Raw genomic sequence first — 20,484 nt, 5'->3', positions numbered from 1 at the left:
GCGGGTAAGATCCCGTAGGAAACATTAGTAACCCGGCTCACAGTATCCAGCGCAGTGTACGAGCCAAACCAGATCCCGAAGGTAAGTATCTATGGTTCACACTGCCCATCAAGACACCGATCTCGCTGCAGAACTGCGGGCCGATGTGCGCCGCGTTTCCACCCTGTTGGGTGAGTCACTGGTGCGCCAACACGGCCCGGAACTGCTGCAGCTCGTGGAGCAGGTCCGCCTGCTGACCAAGGAATCCAAAGAGGCCGCACGGGGCGGAGCCGACGCGACCGGTCCATGGAGCGCGCACGACGTCGTTGCCCAGGTCCGCGAGTTGCTCGCCTCCCTGCCTCTGGACCAGGCGACGGATCTGGTTCGTGCCTTCGCGTTCTATTTCCACCTCAGCAATGCGGCCGAGCAGGTCCACCGCGTCCGCGGGCTTCGGACCAGGCAGGAGAAGGACGGCTGGCTTGCGAAGGCTGTCACGGAAATCGCCGGCCAAGCTGGGCCGCAGGTCCTTCAGGACGTTGTGAATGAGCTGGATGTTCGGCCCATTTTCACGGCACACCCTACCGAGGCCTCCCGACGTTCAGTGCTGGACAAGGTCCGCAAACTCTCCGACGTACTGGCCCAGCCCACTGAAGAGGGAACGTCTGCCCGGCGCCGGCAGGATCGCCAGCTCTCGGAAATCATCGACCAAATGTGGCAGACGGATGAGCTTCGCCAGGTCCGGCCAACGCCCGTGGATGAAGCGCGTAACGCGATCTACTACCTGAACAGCATCCTCACCGATGCCATGCCAGAGATGCTGACTGACCTTTCCGAACTCCTTGCCGAGCACGGCGTGGTGCTGCCCGCTGCCAGCGCGCCGCTGCGTTTCGGTTCCTGGATCGGTGGCGACCGCGACGGAAACCCCAACGTCACCGCGGCAGTTACGCGCGAAATCCTGCAATTGCAGAACCAGAACGCAGTTCGAATCAGTATCGCGTTGATCGACGAGCTGATCTCGGTCCTGTCCAACTCCACCGCCTTGTTCGGGGCCGACCAGGAGCTGTTGGACTCGATCGACGTGGATCTCAAGAACCTGCCCGGTCTGGACAAGCGCATCCTGGAGCTCAATGCCCAGGAGCCTTATCGACTCAAGCTCACGTGTATCAAAGCCAAGCTCATCAACACGGGCCGCCGAGTTTCCGCCTCGACGTATCACGAGCCCGGCCGCGACTACGCCACCACAAGTGAGCTGTTGGCCGAGTTCGGCCTGCTCGAAGAGTCGCTCCGGAACCATGCTGCGGGCCTTGTTGCCGACGGTGCCTTGGCCCGTGTCCGCCGTGCGATCGCCGCCTTTGGCCTTCACTTGGCAACCCTGGACATCCGTGAACATGCCGATTACCACCACGACGCCGTCGGACAGCTCGTGGACCGTCTTGGTACCGAGAAGCCGTACGCCTCCTTGACCCGCGAGGAACGTTTCGAATTCCTCGGTGCCGAGTTGGCCTCACGCCGTCCGCTCTCCGGCCATCCGATCAAGCTCGAAGGCACTGCGGACGGCACCTACGACGTCTTCCGGAGCATCCGCCAGGCCCTGCACACTTACGGTCCGGACGTCGTGGAAACGTACATCATTTCCATGACCCGGGGCGCCGATGACGTCCTGGCCGCCGCTGTGCTGGCACGCGAGGCCGGTTTGATTGACCTCTTCGGGGCCAAGCCGCACGCCAAGATTGGCTTTGCTCCACTGCTGGAAACCGTGGAGGAGCTCCGCGCCTCCGCTGAGATTGTGGATCAGTTGCTCTCTGATCCGTCCTACCGTGACTTGGTCCGTCTCCGCGGCGACGTCCAGGAAATCATGCTCGGGTACTCCGATTCCAACAAGGAATCCGGTGTCATGACCAGCCAGTGGGAGATCCACAAGACCCAGCGAAAGCTGCGTGATGTGGCTGCCAAGCACGGCGTGAGGGTCCGCTTGTTCCATGGCCGTGGTGGTTCCGTGGGCCGTGGCGGTGGTCCGACGTATGACGCCATCATGGCCCAGCCCAATGGTGTGCTTGAGGGCGAAATTAAGTTCACGGAGCAGGGCGAGGTCATCTCGGATAAGTACTCCCTTCCCGAGCTTGCCCGCGAGAACCTTGAGCTGTCCTTGGCAGCTGTCATGCAGGGTTCTGCCTTGCACCGGACTCCGCGTACCTCGGAAGATGAGCGCGTGCGCTACGCCAACGTCATGGAAACCATTTCCGATGCTGCCTTTGCACGCTACCGGGCATTGATCGACGACGCCGATCTTCCGGCCTACTTCCTGGCGTCCACACCGGTGGAGCAGCTGGGTTCCTTGAATATCGGGTCACGTCCCTCCAAGCGTCCCGATTCCGGGGCTGGCCTTGGCGGCCTCAGGGCCATCCCATGGGTGTTCGGTTGGACGCAGTCGCGCCAAATCGTTCCAGGTTGGTTCGGCGTGGGCTCGGGTCTGAAGGCTGCACGCGAAGCCGGTGACGCTGACCAGCTCATGGAAATGATGGACCGTTGGCACTTCTTCCGTTCGGTGATTTCCAACGTCGAAATGACCTTGGCCAAGACGGACATGGAGATTGCAGGACACTACGTTTCCTCCTTGGTTCCAGAGGAACTGCACCGCTTGTTCCACATGATCCGGGACGAGTACGAGCTCACAGTTGCTGAAATCGAGCGCCTGACCGGGGAGCTCGAGCTCCTTGACGCGCAGCCCACCCTGAAGCGATCGCTGGAAATCCGTGATCAGTACCTGGATCCGATCAGTTACCTGCAGGTGGAACTGCTTCGCCGCGTGCGCGAGGAATCGGTGTCCGGCGCGGAGATCGATGAACGGCTCCAGCGCGCCATGCTGATCACCGTCAACGGTGTAGCCGCCGGCCTGCGGAACACCGGCTAACGCTCTCTCACATCCGGCTGGTTTTTCCGGATCGCTCTCTCGCCCCACGAAGCGTCAACGGGGCGGGGGAGCGTTCCGGCTTAAAGCAGCTGCGCTTGGGCGTTAAGGTTGTTGGATGCCGTCGTTCCAGACCAAGTTAAAGATCACTGGCCTCAAGCCTGGCAACCCTCCCGAATCGGTCATGGCGGCGGCCATCGAAGCTTTGGAAACCCGCCATCATGTGGAATCGAACCAGCTGGACATTGTGGGCGGTGTCCCGCAGCTCAGCCTGCGCTTCACCGTGAACGACCGCGACTATACCGGTGAGAACTACGAAGCCCGGACCTCGGCTGCCATGATGCGCGACGCCGTCGAACGCGTTGCGCTGACCGGGAGCCTTTACGTGCTGCGTCGCAGCCGTGGACGTTGGGCGCCGATCTAGGCGAACGTCATTCCGGTTGGGGCACGTCCCCATCGAAGGGTTCATCCACTGGGGAGCGGCTCCCGCGCCGTCGTGTGACAATCAGTCCGACCACCACACCGATGACCAAGCCGACGCCCACCCCAATCAATGAGCTGGCCCAGAATGGCAGTTTGGTCGCGGAGCCTGTGAAGTAGCCCAGGCCCACCTGCCACACGGCCCACAGCACGGCGCCCAAGCCGGCGCAGAGGCTGAAACCGCGGACTGAGACGTTGGCGATTCCGGCTGCGGACGAGGTTGCCAGCCTGCCGCCAGGGACGAAACGGGCGCCGATGATAGCCCCATAAGTGGAGGATCGGCCTGCCTTGGCGATGGCCTCATGGATTCCACGGTGGACTTTCCTGCCCCATGCCCAGCGATCCAGTACATGGCTCACCCGCCGCTTAAACAGTAAGTAGACAGCCATGTCTCCGAGCCAGGACGCGAAGGCCGCGAGCAGCAGGATGAGCCAGAAATTGGCGTGTCCGTCGGCTGCCAGAGCTCCACCGGTGATGACCACCATTTCGGACGGGATCGGCGGGAAGATGGCATCGCCCAGCACCATGGGAACGATCCACAAATAAATTGCGGATCCCCACGTCTCGGGGGCGATGAAGTCCATTGGCACAAGGTACCGCACTTGCCGCTCCGGCCGCTCGGCGGGAGACTGGCGCAATGCAGATCGAAATCTTGCACGGGGACATCACCATGCGCGACGTCGATGCGATCGTCAACGCCGCCAACTCGTCACTGCTTGGTGGAGGGGGAGTGGACGGAGCGATCCATCGGGCCGCCGGGCCAGAACTGCTTGAGGCCTGTCGCGAGGTTCGTCGCAGCAAACTGCCGGACGGGCTGCCTGTTGGGGCCGCCGTCGTGACGCCCGGATTCGGGCTCCCGGCGCGCTGGGTGATTCATACCGTGGGCCCCAACCGGCACGCCGGGCAAACCGATCCCGCGCTGCTAGCCTCGTGCTTCCGTGAAAGCCTGAAAGCCGCTGTGGAGGTGGGTGCGCGGTCCGTCGCTTTTCCCGCGATCAGCGCCGGGATCTATGGTTGGGACGCCCGCGAGGTCGCCGAAGTAGCGCTCGACGCCGTGAGGTCGTTCTCATCTGAGTCTTCAGCTGGTGCCACGACCACCACCGGACTTGAGTTGGTGGAGTTCGTGCTGTTTTCGGAGGACACGACGGCGGTCTTCCGGTCTGTGTTTGAATCATCGCTGGGGCTCGAATCAGGGCAGGACGACTGACGCCTGCGTCGCTGCACCACGAAGTAGAGGACAGTCACGAGGGCAAGGGATGGCAGGCCGAAGATCAGTGTCATGTTGAATGCTTCGGTGCCGAGGGTGCTGACGGCAATGGCCAGCATGAGTACTGCGCCAAGGATAGTGCCCGCGGGGAAGAACCTGGTCTTGAATGTGAGTTCTTTGCCCGAGCGTTTCATGCTGCGGCGGAAGAACCAGTGCGTCACGAAGATCATGAACCAGGTGAACATGGCGCCGAACATGGAGATGGCCATCATGAAGGTGAAGGCAGTCTCGGGGAACATCGCGTAGACAACGGTGGCGATCGCGATGCCCGTGGTGGACAGGATCAGGGCATTCACAGGGGCCCCGTTGGAGCGAAGTTTCCCGAACATCGATGGTGCATCGCCACTGCGGGAAAGGCTGAAGATCATGCGAGCGGAGATGTAGAGCTGGCTGTTCATGGCCGAGAGCGCCGCGATGATCACCACGAACGTGAGGAGACTGTCTGCGAAGGGGATACCGAGGTTCTGCATCACTGTGACGAAGGGGCTGCCACCGGCAAGGATCTGGCTGACGGGTGCGATAGCCAAAATGAGGGCCAGGGTGACGATGTAGAACAAGAGCAGCCGGGCGATGGTGGTGCGGAAGGCCTTCTTCACTGCTGCGGTGGGGTCTTTGGCTTCACCGGCTGCGATGGCAATCATTTCGATGCTGAGGTAGCTGAAGATCGACACGATCACTGCGAACCACGTTCCCGACAGCCCGTTGGGGAAGAAACCACCATCAGCGGTGTAGTTCTGGAAACCTGTGCCGTCGGTGCGGGCGCCGAAAACGATATACGACCCGAGAACGATGAACGCCATAATGGCGAAGACTTTTACGCTGGAGAACCAGTATTCAAGCGTACCGAACACCTTGACGTTCATGGTGTTGACACCGATGAGTACAGCCGAGAAGAAGATGACCCACAGCAGGGATGGCACGTCCGGGAACCAGAGTTTCATATACTCACCGACGGCCGTCACCTCAGTTCCAACGGCCAACACGATGCAGGACCAGTACATGTACTTGACCAGAAAGCCTGCCAAGGGGCTGACGTAGTGCTCGGCGAAGGCGCCGAAGGAGCCCGAGGTGGGATGGACAACTGTCATCTCGGACAAGCTCCCCATGAGGAGCAGGGCGATGAAGCCACCAACTGCGTAGCTGATGATCACGCTGGGGCCAGCCAGCCCGATGGCAAACTTGCTTCCCAGGAACAGCCCCGTGCCGATCGCACCGCCCAAGGCGATCATGGTCATTTGCCGGGACGTGAGCCGCCTTTTGAGCCCGCCCTCCCGCTGTTGGATCTTATCGAAACTGCCCATCACGACCTCCTCGTCGATTCTGCAAATCGCTTCAAGATAGAATCCAGCACAAAGCGCTGCCAAGGATTTTGAAGAATCACAAAAAGAACAGGGGAGTCTTAGTGTCAGATTCACTCAGCACTCGAACTCAAAGAGCACTTTCGAATCGGGTTCGGCTGGACGAAACAGACCGACTGATCCTCAGGGAGCTGATAGATGATGCCCGGATTCCCAATAACGTGTTGGCTTCCAAAGCAGGAATTGCACCCTCCACATGCCTGGGCCGCGTCCGGGCGCTGCGGGATGCCGGGATCATCCGGGGCTTCCACGCGTCAGTGGACCTTGAAGCGTTGGGCCTCCTCGTGTACGCGCTGATCTCGGTGCGCGTCAACTCCCAAGCGCGGAACAAGATGCTGGCCATTGGTCAACGCTTGCGTGCACTGCCCAATGTTCAGAGCGTGTTCCTGCTGGCCGGCGATCAGGACTTCCTCATGCACGTCGCCTGTGGGACGCCCAAAGAGTTGCGTGACTTTATTGCTGTGCACTTGGCGTCGGATCCTGCGATCGCGAACACGCAGACGAATCTGGTATTCGACCACCTAATGCCGGGGGAGTGATGTGCCGCCCGTGGCAGACGTCAGGCTGGATCGGGTCTGACGTCCCTGTGCTAGCGGAAGGAACGGACTCCGCGAAGGGTCAGCCGTGGGCTTCGCTGAGCTCCAGTTGGCTACGGTATTCCACGCGCTCCTTGGTGATGGGATCCACGAAAGTGATACCGCGGGCCAACAATTGAAGCGGTTTGCTGTAGTCGTCCGGGGCCTTGTCCAACAGGTCCGGATAGAAGGCGTCGTTGACGATGCCCAGACCCAGCGATGCCATGTGCACCCGGAGTTGGTGTGTCTTTCCGGTGTGCGGCTCCAGCCGATACAGCGCGCGCTGGTGAGTCCCGGCGTCGAACGTTTTTGTCTGTTCGATACGCGTTTCGGCGTTCGGTTCGCCATCGATAACTTCGGCGAGCAGATAGCTGCGGGACTTGGTCATGCGGTTGCGGACCACCACGGGGAATTCGACGGCGGGATAGCCCTTCGCAGGTGCCGCGGCGGACACGCACTCGTATTCCTTCTGGACCTGTCGCTTCTCAAAGAGAACCTGGTACCGGCCGCGGGTCTCGGGGTTGGTTGAGAGCAGCAAAATGCCAGCGGTCATTCGGTCGAGGCGGTGCATGGGGATGAGGTCCGGCAGATTCAGCAGGTTCCGCAGCCGGACCAGCGCGGACTCCTGGATGTACGTACCGCCGGGCGTCGTGGGCAGGAAATGCGGTTTGTCCACCACCAGGATGTGTTCGTCTTGATGCAGGATGTTGATTTCCACCGGCAGGCGCGATTCCGGGGGGAGCGTGCGGTAGTACCAGATGAAGGTGTGGTCCTCGAGCTTTGTGCTCCTGTTCAGGCGTACGCCGCCTTCGCCCACGATTTCGCCGGCGTCGAAACGGTCCTCGATGCCCTGCGGGTCGATGTGTCCCCAACGATGCATCATGTAGTCCATCGCAGTGTCCCACGGCCCCTCTTCGGGGAGGCGCAGGCGGGTCGCGTTTACGCCGTCGCGCACGGGAAGGGGGGATTGCATCACTGGACAATTCTACTGTGGCTGCCACAACGCAACTCTAGCCGACGATAAAATAGTTCTTGACAATAAAAACTGTCGGTGAGCATACTTGAAGCATGTTGGACATCGAAGTGATTGAGGACGCAGCGGCGGCAGAGGCCTCGTTGGACCCGATACGCACACGCATACTTCAAGAGCTGGCGGAGCCGGGCTCGGCCACTCAACTGGCCGCCAAGGTGGGTTTGCCCCGGCAAAAGGTCAACTATCACCTCAAAGCCCTCGAGCGGCATGGCTTGGTGGAGCTTGTGGAAGAACGCCGGAAAGGCAACGTCACGGAGCGCGTTCTTCAGGCGACGGCGGCCTCGTACCTGATCTCGCCCGTCGCGTTGGCTTCGGTGGCCCCGGATCCGCAGCGTTTCTCCGACAGGTTCTCCGCCTTCTGGCTCCTGGCGCTCGCCTCCCGCACAGTCCAGGAAATGGGCAAGCTTATTTCCGGTGCGGCCGCTGCCAAGAAGAAGCTCGCAAGCTTCGCGATCGACGGCGAAATTACCTTCCGCTCAGCCGCAGAACGTGCCGCTTTCGCTGAAGAGCTCGGCGTGGCGGTCACGCGGCTCGTCGATAAATACCACGACGGCGGTGCTGCCGCAGTGGCGGGCGGCGCACGAAAGCACCGGCTCGTCGTCGTACTTCATCCAACACTCAAGACACCGTCAACGGAAAAAACAGCAGAAAAGGAACAAGGCAATGACTGACAACCGGAAATTCGAGATCGTGGCGGACGCCGAACTGCCGGGCACTCCAGAGCGGGTGTGGCAGGCGGTTACCAAGGACACGGCGGCCTGGATGTTCCCCACGGATCAGTGGCCCGATGTGAAAACCGTCGAAGAATACCCCAGTCACCTTGTGTCGCGGATGGAGGGTCCCAATGGTTGGTTCAACCAATTGGAGCACGTCCTGGAGCCCGTCGAGGGTGGCCGCGCCAAGCTGCACTATGTCCACAGCGGCATCTTCGCCGACAACTGGGACGAGCAGTACGACGGCGCCAGCAAGCACACGGAGTTTTACCTCCACACCCTGGGCCAGTACCTGCAGTATTTCGATGGGCAGCCCGTGGTCTTCACGGATATCCAAGCGCCGGCTTCTTCGCAGACTCCGGATGGATTCGTGCAGCTGAAAAGGGCTTTGGGCGTGGATGGCATGTCAGCCGGTACCCCGTTTGAGGTGGACGTCGACGGCGTGGGTCGGCTGAGTGGCGAGGTGGACTTCTCCAACGAGAACTTCCTGGGCCTGCGCACCTCCGACACGCTGCTCCGCTTCTTCGGCAGGAACGCTTTCGGTGCGCCGGTGGGCATGACCGTGCATGAATTCGGTGGCTCGGGGGACTCCGAGCTGACGGCGAAGACGTGGAGTGCGTTCCTGGAGAAGGTGTACGCGTAGGGTCACCTTCCGGGCGTGCCCCAAGTAGGTAGCAGTAGATGCCGTTTTGAGCATTCAGAACGGCATCAACTGCTACCTACTTTTGGGCTTAAGGGGCCCAGGCGCGGGCGACTGCTTCAAGGGAGCCTTCATAGATCCCGGCCCAGTCCGTTTCGGGTTCATTCATCCGCGCCAGCTCCAGGCTGACGAGCCCGTGGACCTGCCCCCAAATGGCCATTGCAACGAGGGAGGGGTCCTCCGAACGGATCCTCCCGGACGATTGGGCGGCGACAACTGCGTCCACCAAGGGGAGCATCGAGGCTGAGGCGACCTCCGGCGTCGGGCTGCAATCCACATACGCGGCCAGCGCGCCGCTGAACATGAGCCGGTAAAGCGCCGGATGTTCCAAAGCCCAGACGCGGTACGCCCGGCCCAGGCCCAGGAGTCCGTCTTTGGCCGCGTCCTGTTGAGACTCGCCGAAAGAGCGAAAACCGTCGTCGACGGCGGCCGTCAAGAGTTGCGATTTCCCACCGAAGAGCGAGTAAATCGCCGAGGTGGAGGTGTCTGCGGCCGCGGCGACGTCGCGGAGAGTGACTCGAGCGGGACCTTCGCGGTCCACGAGCTCTGCGGTTACTTCCAGAAGCCGTTGCTGAACGTGCTGATCATGAACAATGGGTCTTGCCATGTCTCCAAGTGTTTCATAACATCGTTTCATAACAACGTTACGAAACTTGGAACCCAGAATTCCCGGTTCCCCACCAAAGGAGCGACATGGCACAGGAGATCTTTCCCGGACGTTTTACGGCGGACATTGGGCGCGAAACAATGACCGTCTTCCTGATCGGAATGCGGGCCAACCGCTGGTGGAAGATGGGCAAGGTGGCGCGGGTAGCATCAGCCATGCCCACGATGATGAGGCATCTTGCCGCCAATCCCGAGGCCGGGTTGCTCGGGAGTGAGCAATGGTTCGGGCGCACCACCATTCTGCTCAGCTATTGGGAAAGTCCCGAGCATCTGAGGCGCTTCGCGGCGGACCGTGAATCCCCACATTTGGGTCCATGGCGGAAGTTCATGAAGGAAATTTCCGGCAGTGGCGATATCGGGGTGTGGCACGAGACGTACCAGGTACCGGCGTCGGGCATTGAAGTGGTGTACAACGGCATGCCGCTCTTTGGCTTGGCCAAGGCCACTTCCCATGTTCCCGTCGGCCCGGGCAGCAACACCGCGAAGCAGCGCATGGGTTCAGCTGCGGGAGCGTGACCGGAGGGCGCTTAGGCGACTGCGACGGCGGGTGGCCGCCCGGCCTTGAGGGTCCGGCGGAGTTGGGGAGAGGCGTCGAGCTTGTCCTGGGCGGCGCGCAAGGCGCCGACGGCGAATTCGAGCTGCGCTGGTGGCAATGTGTAGGGGACGCGCAGGTAATGCTCGAAAGCCCCACCCACCCCGAATCGCGGTCCGGCTGCCAAGCGAAGCCCGAAATCCGGCGCCAGCACAGTGAGGGCAGTGCTGCAGGCAGTGGGCAATCGGCACCATACGGTGAGTCCGCCGCGGGGCCTTTCCACCTCCCATTCCGGCAGGTGTTCGGCAAGCAGTGCGAGCAGGGACTCCCGGTTGTGACGCAGCTCGTGCAGGCGGGCATCGAGCGGTTCGGCGAATGACCTGACCAGTCGCGCGGCGGCCAACTGCTCAACCACGGGTCCGCCGAGGTCCATGGTGGTCCTTGTCGCCACGAACCGGGTGATCATCGCTTCGTCCGCCCGGATCCAGCCCGTCCTGAGTCCGGCCCAATGCGACTTGCTGAGCGAGCCGATCGAAACGACCGTGGCACTGAAGGCTGACATCGGCGAGGTCTTGACGGCGTCGAGGTTCAATCCGCGCAATGTCTCGTCCACCACCAGCACGGTCCCGGCGGCAGCGGCCGCCCGGGCTAAACGGCGGCGCTGCAGATCGGACATGATGCGGCCTGTGGGGTTGTGGAAGTCAGGGACAAGGTAGGCCATTGCGGGGCGCTGCTGGTTCATCGTGGACACCATGGCATCAACGTCCCAAGCAGGGGAAGCGTGGGGTGGCAACGCCACAGGCAGCACTTTGCAGCCCGCCGCCCGTATGGCATCCAGGGCGTTTGGATAAGTGGGGTGTTCCACCAAAACCCTGTCCTGCTTTCCCACGAGGGTATGGAGAACCACATTGAGGGCGTGCTGCGCGCCGGACGTCACGAGGATCTGATCCGCGGTAGTGGGTACTCCTTCCGCGGCATACTTCTCCGCGATTGCCTGCCGCAGGGCTGGCACTCCAAGGGCGTCGTACCCGAAGCCGGGGAGCAACGCAGGCAATTCAGTGAGGGCATCAGCGAACGCCCGGTGGACAACTTCGCCGGCGGCCGGAAGCGATGCGTACGCCAGGTCCAGGAGTCCTTCAGGCGCAGCAAGGCCCGGAACGCTCACAGGTGCGTCGCGGTGGGGGATGCTTGTCCGGCCGCGGCTGCCTTGGCCTGCTGTGAGGAAACCTTGTTCGCGAAGGCTCGCGTAGGCCGCCGTGACAGTGGTGCGGCTCAGTCCGAGCGTCTGCGCCAGCGCACGCTCACTGGGCAGCGCGACGTCCAGCGGAATGCGCCCATCCATCACCAGCAAACGCACGACGTCGGCCAGCTCGCGGTAGGCGGGCAGGGCGCCGCTACTCCAAGAGCCCAGGAGGCGGACGAGTGCGGTGGGGTTCAATGAGCCGGGCATAGGACCAGTATTCCAAACTGGCTATGGAATACAAGGCCAGTTTTCCACGACCATGGATTCATGATGACCCGAAGAATCACACAACTCCTGATCGGCCTGGCGATGTACGGCATCTCGCTGGCCATGTTCATCCGCGCCGGTCTTGGCCTTGACCCTTGGGACGTCTTCCATCAGGGCGTTTCGGAAAAGACCGGTTTCAGCATTGGGGTTGTGGTGATCGCGGTCAGTTTCCTCGTCCTCCTCCTCTGGATCCCCCTGCGGCAAATGCCCGGATTCGGAACCTTGGCAAACGCCGTCCTTGTGGGAGTCTTTGCTGATCTGGGCTTATGGCTGATCCCGGAGTTCTCACACCTGGGCGGACAAATTGCGATGCTGGCCGGCGCGGTGATCCTGAATGGGATCGCGTCCGCTTGCTACATCGGAGCACGCCTCGGCCCGGGAGCCCGTGATGGCCTGATGACGGGACTGGTTCGCCGGACAGGGTGGTCCGTCCGCCTTGTCCGAACGGGAATTGAAGTAGTGGTCCTGGCCGTGGGCTTCTTGCTGGGTGGGTCCGTAGGTGTCGGTACGGTAGTTTACGCTCTGGCAATCGGTCCGATCGTGCAGGTTCTCTTGCCGAAGTTCATGGTCCCGGAACCCGCCAAGGCTCCCGCCCCGGCTGAAGCTACGGAGGCTGTGGAGGCCGCGCCGGCCGCCTGACGGCCAGCCGTCCCAGCGCTACCCACGGACTACGGGAGGGGTTGGCATCTGGGACAGAAGTAGATGTCGCGCTCCTCGGTTCCATCCGGCGCTGCAAGGACGTCACGGCGAATAGGCGTTCCGCAGCGCCTGCATGGCTGGCGTGCCCTGCCATAAACCCAGTAGCCGGGCCTCATCGCCCGGGGACCCAAGGTGGTCCGCAGGCCTGGACCGAGGTTCTCGCCCAGGAGTCTCTTGGCGTCGTTGACGGTCTTGGCGAGATCCGGCACTGAGCCCACAGGCAACGCGGGGTGGATTCCGGAAAGGAAGCATGATTCGCAGCGGTAGATGTTGCCGATCCCGGCCAGCTTCCGCTGATCGAGGAGGGCGTAGCCGATGGGGACGTCGGGTTCAGCTTGGAGCCGGCGAAGAGCTTCTTCTTCATCCCAGTCAGGCCCGAGCAGATCAGGCCCCAGATGCCCCACGATTCGATCTTCCTCGCTGGTTGGCACCACCTCGAGGATGCCCAGTGAGAACCCGACCGCATCAGCGGAAGCCGTCCGCAGCACGCAACGCGCAGTGTGTCCTGGTTTTGTCCAGCGACCTCCCGGCGGGTAGACCATCCAACTCCCTTCCATCTTGAGATGGGAGTGGATGGTCAGCTCACGGGGTTTCCTGCTCGCGTCAGGTTCCTCGTCCGCGGGTCCCACCAAACGCATGAGCAGGTGTTTGCCCCGGGGAATCACCTCGGTCATTGTCCAACCCGCAAGGTTCAGGGTGGCGAAACGCGGCACCCGGAAGTCTGAAGCTGTAATGACCTGCCCGGCCAAGGCCGCGTTGAGGCGCGCGGCTGCCCGCCAAATGGAATCTCCCTCAGGCACGGATCCGTAGCCCCTTCGGCGTCGAGTAGGCTCCGGCAGCCGCAAGCGCAGCAGCAATCGGCGTATCCAGGAGGTCGTGACCGTTGACCTTTTCCATGAAAAGCTTGTCCACTGCTCCGCGACGCACCACGTCCACCAAAGCTTCGGCAGCGACCGCCAGGACGGCGTCGTCATGGCTGAAGGTGAGAAGAGTCTTACCGCCGCGCTCAACATATAGGACCAACGCGCCGTCGACCATCACCACCAGCGCGCCGGCCTTCCGGCCGGGGCGGTGTCCGGAACCGGCGTCGACGGACAGTGCAGGCCAAGGCAACGCGGCGCCGTAAGGGTTGGCCGGATCCGTGGCTGCGAGTGCCAGTGCCGAGGGTTCTGACTTGGTGATGCGCGCATCTTCGGTGAAGGAACGGAGCCTGTCCACCGTTGCGGGGACGGCGAATTGGGCCGCTCCCAGATGCTCGATGAAGTAGCCACGGCGGCAACGCCCTGCTTCCTCGAGTCTTGCCAGGACTTTATACATAAGCCCGAAGCCGCCAATAATGTTCTCGGCCATGACCGATCCCCGTGTGACCACGCCATACCGATCCAGCAGAAGCTCGGCGGTGCCGCGTGCGTGGATGGTCGGGTCAAGTTCGGGCGAAGGCAGCGCGGACCAGCGTCCTACGGCTGATGGCGGGGCGGGAGCGGTGCCGGACACAGAACCATAGCGCCCTCCCGTAAGCCCGGGGGATCCCAGAAGGCCCGTGCCGTGGGAGCGCCCCAACCTGCTCATTCTCGGGGCACGGGCGCGAGGTGCCTTGGCGACCTGCCGGTGGGCTGTGCGCCCGCCGGCGATCATGGCCCGCACCGGAGCAAAGGTGTCGCCGGTGACGCGGCCGGCCCACACCAGGTCCCAGAGTGCCGAGACCACGGCATCATCGCTCAACACAGAGTCCATTCCGCCCGCCACCTCAGTGAGTTGGCGGAAGAAGTAACCGCCTCCTGCACCCAAGTAGTCCAGGAGCCGTTTTTGGGCGTCGCCGGGTTCGAAATCGGGCGCCGGATTGAGCGTCAGCTCGGCGGAGTCAGCCACGTGGAGGGTGATCCAGCCGTCGTTTCCAGGCAAGGCCCCAGCCCCGGACCACAGCAACTCACCGGCGGCCATCAGTTCGTCCAACATGGCGGGCTTGTAGTCCGCCACGCGGCTCGAGAGCACCAATGGCTCCCATGCGGAAGCGGGGATGGGCACGCCTGAGAGTTGATCGACCGCCGTGATGATGCCATCGAGTCCGCGCAATGCCTGGCTCCGCGATTTCCCCGGTGCCGTCACGTTCTGCCAGGCCGGCAGGAACCGCCCATACGCGGCAGTGTCAACGGGCTCAACCTCCGCGCGCAAGGCAGCCAGCGAACGACGCCGGAGCTTCCGCAGGACCTCGGCATCACACCATTCGCTGGACGGCGGTGCGTCTGCGGACATGAGCTCTGGATTTGCCGCTTCCACCGTGCTGCTCTCCGTCGCCACGGCATGCGGCCGGAACTCACCCTCCACAACACGGCCATCGGCCGCGAGCCGCTTCAGTGCAGTATTGACGACGGCGACGCCAAGTCCCAGCCTGGATGCAGCCTCGGCTGCCGTGAACGGTCCGTGGGTGCGCGCATACCGTGAGACGAGGTCGCCCAGGGGATCGTGGACGGGCTCAATGAAGGCGAGCGGCACGCCCATGGGCAGGGGAACACCGATGGCGTCGCGCAGACGGGCGGCATCTTCCACTGCTGCAAAACGTTCGACGCCGCCGATCGTTACCTTCAGCGCGCGGTTGGCTTTCTGGAGTGCGGCAAGGTGTGAGCCCGCATCCGCCGCTTCTTCAAGGCGCTCCATCACTTCCTCGACGCTGAGTGGACCAAGGAGCCGGAGGAGGTCAGCGACACCTTCCATTCCGCGCACGCGACGGTCCGGCACCAGACGCTGCAGCTCGCGTTCCGTGGCATCGATGACCGCCGCGTCAAGAAGCTCGCGCAACTCCACCCTGCCCAAAAGCTCATTGAGCAGCGTGGAATCCAAGGCGAGGGCCGCCGCCCTACGCTCCGCCAAGGGGGAATCGCCCTCGTAGAGGAACTGTGCCACGTAGCCAAACAACAGGGACTTCGCGAACGGTGACGGCTGCTGGGTGGTGGTCTCCACAATGCGCAGTTCGCGGCGCTCGACGGATGCGGCGATGTCCTTGAGGGCGGGCAGATCGTAAACATCCTGCAAGCATTCGCGGACGGTTTCGAGCACGATGGGGAAGGACGGGTACTTCCGGGCGACGTCCAGTAATTGGGCAGAACGTTGTCGTTGCTGCCACAGGGGTTGGCGCTTGGCGGGGTTTTGGCGGGGCAGCAGCAGCGCGCGGGCGGCACACTCACGGAACCGGGAGGCGAACAACGCGCTGCCCCCAACCTCAGCGGTGACGATCTGTTCCAGTTCTTCGGGATCGAAGAGGAACAGCTCGGCGCCGGGTGGCTCGTCCTCCATCATGGGGACGCGAAGAACGATGCCGTCATCGGCGGCCATGGCTGAGCCATCCAAGCCGTAGCGCTGCTGAAGGCGTTGACCAACGGCCAGAGCCCACGGCGCGTGAACAGGCATGCCGAAGGGGCTGTGCAGGACAACACGCCAGTCCCCGAGCTCATCATGGAAGCGTTCCACGACCAATGTTCGATCGCTGGGAACGATGTTCGTAGCCTGCTTCTGTTCTTCCAGATATTGCAGCAGGTTGCCCGCCGCAAAGGCGTCGAGCCCACTGGCTTGGCAGCGCTCCATGGCTGGCGCGGGGTCGGCCGCCGAGAGTTCGCGGATGAAGGCTCCTAAAGCGCGGCCGAGATCCACCGGACGGCCGAGCGAATCGCCTTTCCAGAAGGGGAGCTTTCCCGGCTGGCCGAAAGCAGGGGAGACCAAAACGCGGTCGTGGGTGATGTCTTCGATTTTCCAGCTGGTGGCTCCGAGGGCAAAGATGTCGCCTACCCGAGATTCGTAGACCATTTCTTCGTCGAGCTCACCCACGCGGCGTCCACCCTTCGCGGCACGGGCGGAGGCGCTGGGGCCTTCACCATCGGCGTTCGCAGAGGACGAGGATCCTTCAACTTCCGTGCCGATGATGTACACGCCGAAGAGGCCTCTGTCCGGAATAGTGCCACCAGAGGTGACGGCAAGGCGCTGCGCCCCTGGCCTGCCCTCGATGGTGCCTGCGTGGCGGTCCCAGACAATGCGTGGCCGAAGTTCTGCAAATTCGTCGGACGGATACCTGCCGGCAAGAAGGTCCAGCGTGGCCTCAAATGCGGACCGGGGCAGGCTGGCAAAAGGCGCCGAGCGGCGGACCGTGCTGAACCATTCCTCGACGTCGATGCTGCCCAGGGCCGTAGCGGCCACAGTTTGCTGGGCAAGGATGTCCAAAGGATTCATGGGGATGCTTAGGCGCTCGATTTGGCCGCTTAGCATCCGTTCGACTGTGACGGTGGTGTGAAGGAGGTCAGCCCGGTGTTTGGGGAACAACACGCCCTCGGAGATCTCGCCCACTTGGTGGCCGGCACGCCCTACACGCTGCAGGCCGCTGGCTACCGAGGGCGGTGACTCTACCTGGATGACCAGGTCCACGGCTCCCATATCAATGCCAAGTTCCAGTGACGAGGTGGCAACGACGCAGCGCAGCCTGCCCGACTTCAGGTCATCCTCGATCATGGCCCGCTGGTCCTTGGAAACCGAGCCGTGGTGGGCGCGTGCCAACACGGGATCCGCTCCGCTCGTGCTGCCGGCCTGGGCCATCAAATGGGCCGGCGTCGCCGTGGACACGGGAGCGGTTTTGGCAGTCGGCCCGGTGCCCCAGCTTCCCGAATCCTCTGCGTTGTCGGGAGCGCCCCACTCTCCTCCGGCCGCGGCCAGCATTTGCCGTTCGGCATAGATCTCGTTTAATCGGGCTGTCAGCCGTTCGGCCAAGCGGCGTGAGTTGGCGAAGACGATGGTGGACTGCTTGGAAAGGACAAGATCGACAATCTGTTCCTCAACATGGGGCCAGATGGATGCTTGGGGTTGAAGCCCGGAAGCAGGGCCGGAGTCAAAGGCGCCCGCAGCCCCTTGGAGGTCCGACATGTCCTCCACAGGCACAGTGACTGTGAGATTCCAGTTCTTCTTGGACGGCGGAGCCACAATTTCCACAGGGGCTTGGCCCGCCAGGAACTGGGCAACAAGTTCACGCGGCTGCACCGTAGCGGAGAGGCCGATCCGCTGGGCAGGCTTCGGTAGAAGGGCATCAAGCCTTTCCAAGGACACGGCGAGGTGGGCGCCCCGCTTGGTTCCTGCCACAGCATGCACTTCGTCAATGATGATGGTGTCTACTTCGCTCAGCGTTTCCCTGGCACGGGACGTCAGCATCAAGAACAGGGACTCCGGCGTGGTGATCAGGATGTCCGGCGGGTTCGATAACAGCGAGCGGCGATCTGCCGCCGTCGTGTCTCCGGAACGGACGCCGACAGTAACCAGAGGTGCCGGGAGCCCCAATCGCTTGGCAGTTTGGGTTATCCCGATGAGCGGTGAGCGAAGGTTCCGCTCCACATCAACACCCAGTGCTTTAAGGGGCGATATATAAAGGACGCGGGTCTTTGTCTTGGGACGCTTCGCGCGGCCCTTCCCGTCGGGGACGGACTCCAATCCGGGCAACGTATCCGACGGCGTGGAATGCAACCGGTCCAAGGCCCAAAGGAAAGCGGCGAGGGTCTTACCGGAACCAGTGGGGGCCACCACCAGGGCATGTGAGCCCGACGAGATAGCGTTCCACGCACCATCCTGGGCGGGAGTGGGCGCGGAAAAAGCGCCAAGGAACCATTCCCTGGTTGCCTGGCTGAAACGGCCTATGGCGCCGATGGACGCCTGCTGCTCCTGCATTCCTCCATCATGCCCCACGGCTCAGACAGAATAAGCCCGAGCCGTGGGCTGATGGTTAGACAGCCTGGAAGGCAGTGATGGTCAGGAGTTTGATGCCTGCGTTGCTGCAGGCATCGTGTTGCTCAGCGACGAACAGTGACGCTGTGTCGTTAGGCGGGTAGATGCGGTAACCAGCCGCCGGAACCTTGGTGCAATCGCCATAGTTTCCAGCCTGGGTGTAACGCAGTTCAGCCCACGCCGACTTCCCTGGGGCAAGCTCGATCTTGGTGACAGGCGTAGTGGTTTCACGGGTAGCAGGCTCGCCGATAGGGGCACCGTTGGCATCGGCCGTCAGGGAAACTCCCGCGAAGCCTTCCAAGGTGCAAGGCGTGGTTCCGGAGTTCGTCAGGATCAGTTTCTCGTAGATGCTCCCAGCAGCGCCGCCGCCGGTGGAATCAGTGGCGGCGGTGAGGGAACCGGCCTTGCATTGGCCTTCGGCCGCAGGCGCTGCGGAGGTGGCCGTTCCGGACGGCGAAGCCGAGTTGCTCGCGCTGGGAGAGGCCGACGTCGGAGATGCGGAAGAGGAGGTGGGAGGGGCGCTGCTGCTTCCAGCCGGGCTTGGGCTTGGCCCACAAGCAGCAAGGAGCAGCAGCGAGGCTGCGGCCGTCGTCGTCACAAGTCCAGTTTTGATGCGCTGAGTCCACATGGGCACCAGCCTTGCGCCGGGTGTGACGGGAGTCAATTGAGCCACGGCAAGGAAATTGGATTGGCGTCCGGATCGTAATCTTTCCGAACGCCAATCCCCTAAAGGTTCACGCTTTTACTTGGCGTCGTCCTTGACTGCTGCTGTCTTTGCTGACCGGCCGCGGAAGAACGCGGCGCCGCCCAGGCCCAAACCAGCGATGCCGGCGATAAGGCCGGCCCAGCTGCGGGCCTGTGATCCATCGTCGGTTACCGATGAGGCCTGCTCGGTGGACACCGTGCCTGCGTGGTGGTCGCCTTCGGCTTCGGCAGGTGTGATGGTGACGGACGGGGCCGGTGCTTTGAGCTCGTGCTCGTCTTGTCCATCCTTTGGTATCTCCGACCAGTCAGTCTGGCCCTGCTCGCAGGTCTGCAGCGTCGGGAAGTAGAGCGTCTTGCCGGCGGCGTCGGGCAGCTTGACCGAGAGAACCAAAGCATCACGAAGATGTGGGTCCAACGGAGCCTTGGCTGTGTAGACGATCTGGCTGGTCCGCTTGGTGATGGTGGTGCCATCGTCGAGCTTCTTCGGTGCGGCTAACGTCTCCGTAACCTTCTCGACAGTCCAGTTTGGGTTGACCGTGGGCTGAGCATCGGTCAGTTCCTCGGGCAACGAGATAGCGACTTTTGTTGTGCCGAACGTGTCGCAGCCGTGGGGGATGCCGAACGTCAACAGTGCGTACGAGTTGGCAGCAGTCTTGTTCGGATCGGCTGATACATGTGCGGATGCTCCGGCGAGGCCGGCCATCATCAGAACAGCGGTTCCGCCAGCGGCGGCGGTCGCGGACAGGGTGCGGCGGATGGTGGACTTCTTCATGGGATTGCCTTTCAGGGGCGCCAGTATCGGCGCCGGGTACGGGGTTGTGGCCCGTCACCAAAGGCGTCTGCTTAGTGCGTCGCGCTGGTGCCGGGCGGAATCAGGGAAGAACGACGACGGCGGGCGGGCCGCGGCGGCTGTCTTGCCTCAGGTTCCGCCAAGGGCGGGGCAGGAAAACGTCAGGCGCACCGACGGCGATAGGGGAGGCGCCGGCGTCGGGCCTGAACAGCAGGGTGGGCAGCGCAACTAAAGGACGCAGCCAGGCCCCCAGCTGCCACAGTGCATCCTCGCCCTTGGCCAGGATCACAGCAGAGCCGATGGTCGCCAGGATGTGGCCAATCAACATTACGGTGCCCGCAGTGGTGCCGAGCTCATGGACGTGGGGCGTGGCTGTGTAGAGCAAGGGAGTCAGAGGTTCGGCAGCGGCGTGGTGCGCGTTTACTTGAGCTGTTGCCGCTACTGGACTCAAAGCCGTGAAGGCTTCATGGAGCACGAGCTGGCTGGTTCCAAGCAAGGCCGTCATGGCGGTCAAGTTGAGCTTGAAGCGCGTAGCCAGCGTCGCGGCCAATCCTGTCAATGCGACAAGGGCCAACAACACCACGGTAGTGGGTAGTTCCCCGCCGCCGATCACGTGAGCCCCAGCTGCAAGAAGCACTATGACGAGCGAGATCGCACCGGACCGCAACGCATGGAAGGGTGCCCTCGGCTGCGATGAGCGCACGGAGTCCTCCCTCGATCGTCTGGCTGGATACTGCCTGTTGTCAGCGTCTTGATTCTATCGGGAGTTCGGAGCCGGACTGGCCTCGGATGGGTGCCTATGTGGATACTTTGCGCGC

17 protein-coding genes and 1 pseudogene are annotated in these 20,484 nt (G+C 62.7%); 8 read left to right on the top strand and 10 right to left on the bottom strand.

What is annotated here, in order from left to right:
* Positions 1-91 precede the first annotated feature (91 nt).
* Positions 92-2,890 carry a phosphoenolpyruvate carboxylase gene (ppc, locus tag AC1DD5_RS16410; RefSeq protein WP_477522136.1) on the top strand — a complete coding sequence of 933 codons (2,799 nt, stop codon included), beginning with the start codon at positions 92-94 and terminating at the stop codon, positions 2,888-2,890.
* A 115-nt stretch (positions 2,891-3,005) separates the two neighbouring features.
* Entirely contained in the window at positions 3,006-3,311 is a 306-nt protein-coding gene (locus AC1DD5_RS16405; RefSeq protein WP_477522135.1) for a hypothetical protein, read from the top strand.
* Between the two features lie 7 nt (positions 3,312-3,318).
* Here the strand turns inward: AC1DD5_RS16405 and AC1DD5_RS16400 are convergent, their stop codons facing one another.
* Entirely contained in the window at positions 3,319-3,951 is a 633-nt protein-coding gene (locus AC1DD5_RS16400) for a DedA family protein (protein ID WP_431118258.1), read from the bottom strand.
* 53 nt (positions 3,952-4,004) lie between these two features.
* Here AC1DD5_RS16400 and AC1DD5_RS16395 point away from each other — a divergent pair, with 53 nt between their 5' ends.
* Positions 4,005-4,574 carry an O-acetyl-ADP-ribose deacetylase gene (locus AC1DD5_RS16395; RefSeq protein ID WP_477522134.1) on the top strand — a complete coding sequence of 190 codons (570 nt, stop codon included), beginning with the start codon at positions 4,005-4,007 and terminating at the stop codon, positions 4,572-4,574.
* 86 nt (positions 4,575-4,660) lie between these two features.
* Here AC1DD5_RS16395 and AC1DD5_RS16390 read toward each other — a convergent pair.
* Positions 4,661-5,863 (bottom strand): annotated as a pseudogene (locus AC1DD5_RS16390) (amino acid permease); the annotation flags it as partial.
* Positions 5,864-6,036: 173 nt separating this feature from the next.
* Between AC1DD5_RS16390 and AC1DD5_RS16385 the strand changes: the two are divergent.
* Complete coding sequence (locus AC1DD5_RS16385; RefSeq protein WP_477522133.1) at positions 6,037-6,531, top strand: Lrp/AsnC family transcriptional regulator; 495 nt, start codon at positions 6,037-6,039, stop codon at positions 6,529-6,531.
* Between the two features lie 79 nt (positions 6,532-6,610).
* Here AC1DD5_RS16385 and AC1DD5_RS16380 read toward each other — a convergent pair whose 3' ends face one another.
* Positions 6,611-7,540 (bottom strand): pseudouridine synthase, encoded by a 930-nt coding sequence (locus tag AC1DD5_RS16380; RefSeq protein WP_477522146.1) that lies wholly within the window; start codon positions 7,538-7,540, stop codon positions 6,611-6,613.
* 95 nt (positions 7,541-7,635) lie between these two features.
* Here AC1DD5_RS16380 and AC1DD5_RS16375 point away from each other — a divergent pair, with 95 nt between their 5' ends.
* Together AC1DD5_RS16375 and AC1DD5_RS16370 are read left to right on the top strand one after the other, a co-directional pair.
* On the top strand, positions 7,636-8,271 hold the full coding sequence (locus tag AC1DD5_RS16375; protein ID WP_477522132.1) for an ArsR/SmtB family transcription factor: 636 nt from the start codon (positions 7,636-7,638) through the stop codon (positions 8,269-8,271).
* Entirely contained in the window at positions 8,264-8,956 is a 693-nt protein-coding gene (locus AC1DD5_RS16370; protein ID WP_477522131.1) for an SRPBCC family protein, read from the top strand. Before AC1DD5_RS16375 ends, AC1DD5_RS16370 begins: the two co-directional genes overlap by 8 nt.
* Before the next feature lie 88 nt (positions 8,957-9,044).
* Here AC1DD5_RS16370 and AC1DD5_RS16365 read toward each other — a convergent pair whose 3' ends face one another.
* Positions 9,045-9,620, bottom strand: coding sequence for a TetR-like C-terminal domain-containing protein (locus AC1DD5_RS16365; protein ID WP_477522130.1), 576 nt, complete (start codon positions 9,618-9,620; stop codon positions 9,045-9,047).
* Positions 9,621-9,706: 86 nt separating this feature from the next.
* Between AC1DD5_RS16365 and AC1DD5_RS16360 the strand changes: the two genes are divergently transcribed.
* Positions 9,707-10,195, top strand: a complete 489-nt coding sequence (locus AC1DD5_RS16360; RefSeq protein WP_477522129.1) for a DUF4188 domain-containing protein — start codon at positions 9,707-9,709, stop codon at positions 10,193-10,195.
* Positions 10,196-10,206: 11 nt separating this feature from the next.
* On the opposite strand, the gene yczR is transcribed toward AC1DD5_RS16360, so the two are convergent.
* Positions 10,207-11,661 (bottom strand): MocR-like transcription factor YczR, encoded by a 1,455-nt coding sequence (yczR, locus tag AC1DD5_RS16355; protein WP_477522128.1) that lies wholly within the window; start codon positions 11,659-11,661, stop codon positions 10,207-10,209.
* Positions 11,662-11,721: 60 nt separating this feature from the next.
* On the opposite strand from yczR, the gene yczE reads away from it, so the two are divergent.
* Positions 11,722-12,360, top strand: a complete 639-nt coding sequence (gene yczE / locus AC1DD5_RS16350; RefSeq protein ID WP_477522127.1) for a membrane protein YczE — start codon at positions 11,722-11,724, stop codon at positions 12,358-12,360.
* Between the two features lie 29 nt (positions 12,361-12,389).
* On the opposite strand, the gene AC1DD5_RS16345 is transcribed toward yczE, so the two are convergent.
* The 5 genes from AC1DD5_RS16345 to AC1DD5_RS16325 form a co-directional block, all read right to left on the bottom strand.
* Positions 12,390-13,220, bottom strand: coding sequence for a DNA-formamidopyrimidine glycosylase family protein (locus AC1DD5_RS16345; RefSeq protein WP_477522126.1), 831 nt, complete (start codon positions 13,218-13,220; stop codon positions 12,390-12,392).
* Positions 13,213-18,114 carry an ATP-dependent helicase gene (locus AC1DD5_RS16340; RefSeq protein ID WP_477522125.1) on the bottom strand — a complete coding sequence of 1,634 codons (4,902 nt, stop codon included), beginning with the start codon at positions 18,112-18,114 and terminating at the stop codon, positions 13,213-13,215. Before AC1DD5_RS16340 ends, AC1DD5_RS16345 begins: the two co-directional genes overlap by 8 nt.
* Before the next feature lie 55 nt (positions 18,115-18,169).
* A complete protein-coding gene (locus AC1DD5_RS16335) occupies positions 18,170-18,799 on the bottom strand; it encodes a DUF4232 domain-containing protein (protein ID WP_477522124.1) in 630 nt (209 codons plus the stop codon).
* A 114-nt stretch (positions 18,800-18,913) separates the two neighbouring features.
* The gene (locus AC1DD5_RS16330; RefSeq protein WP_477522123.1) at positions 18,914-19,648 is read right to left on the bottom strand and encodes a YcnI family copper-binding membrane protein; all 735 of its coding nucleotides are present in this window, start codon (positions 19,646-19,648) and stop codon (positions 18,914-18,916) included.
* Positions 19,649-19,748: 100 nt separating this feature from the next.
* On the bottom strand, positions 19,749-20,369 hold the full coding sequence (locus AC1DD5_RS16325) for a hypothetical protein (RefSeq protein WP_477522122.1): 621 nt from the start codon (positions 20,367-20,369) through the stop codon (positions 19,749-19,751).
* Positions 20,370-20,484: the final 115 nt, after the last annotated feature.

It is taken from the genome of Paenarthrobacter sp. 10L420, from assembly GCF_056395385.1.
The sequence above is the reverse complement of the archived record's forward strand: the minus strand, read 5'-3'. Positions and strand labels throughout refer to the sequence as shown.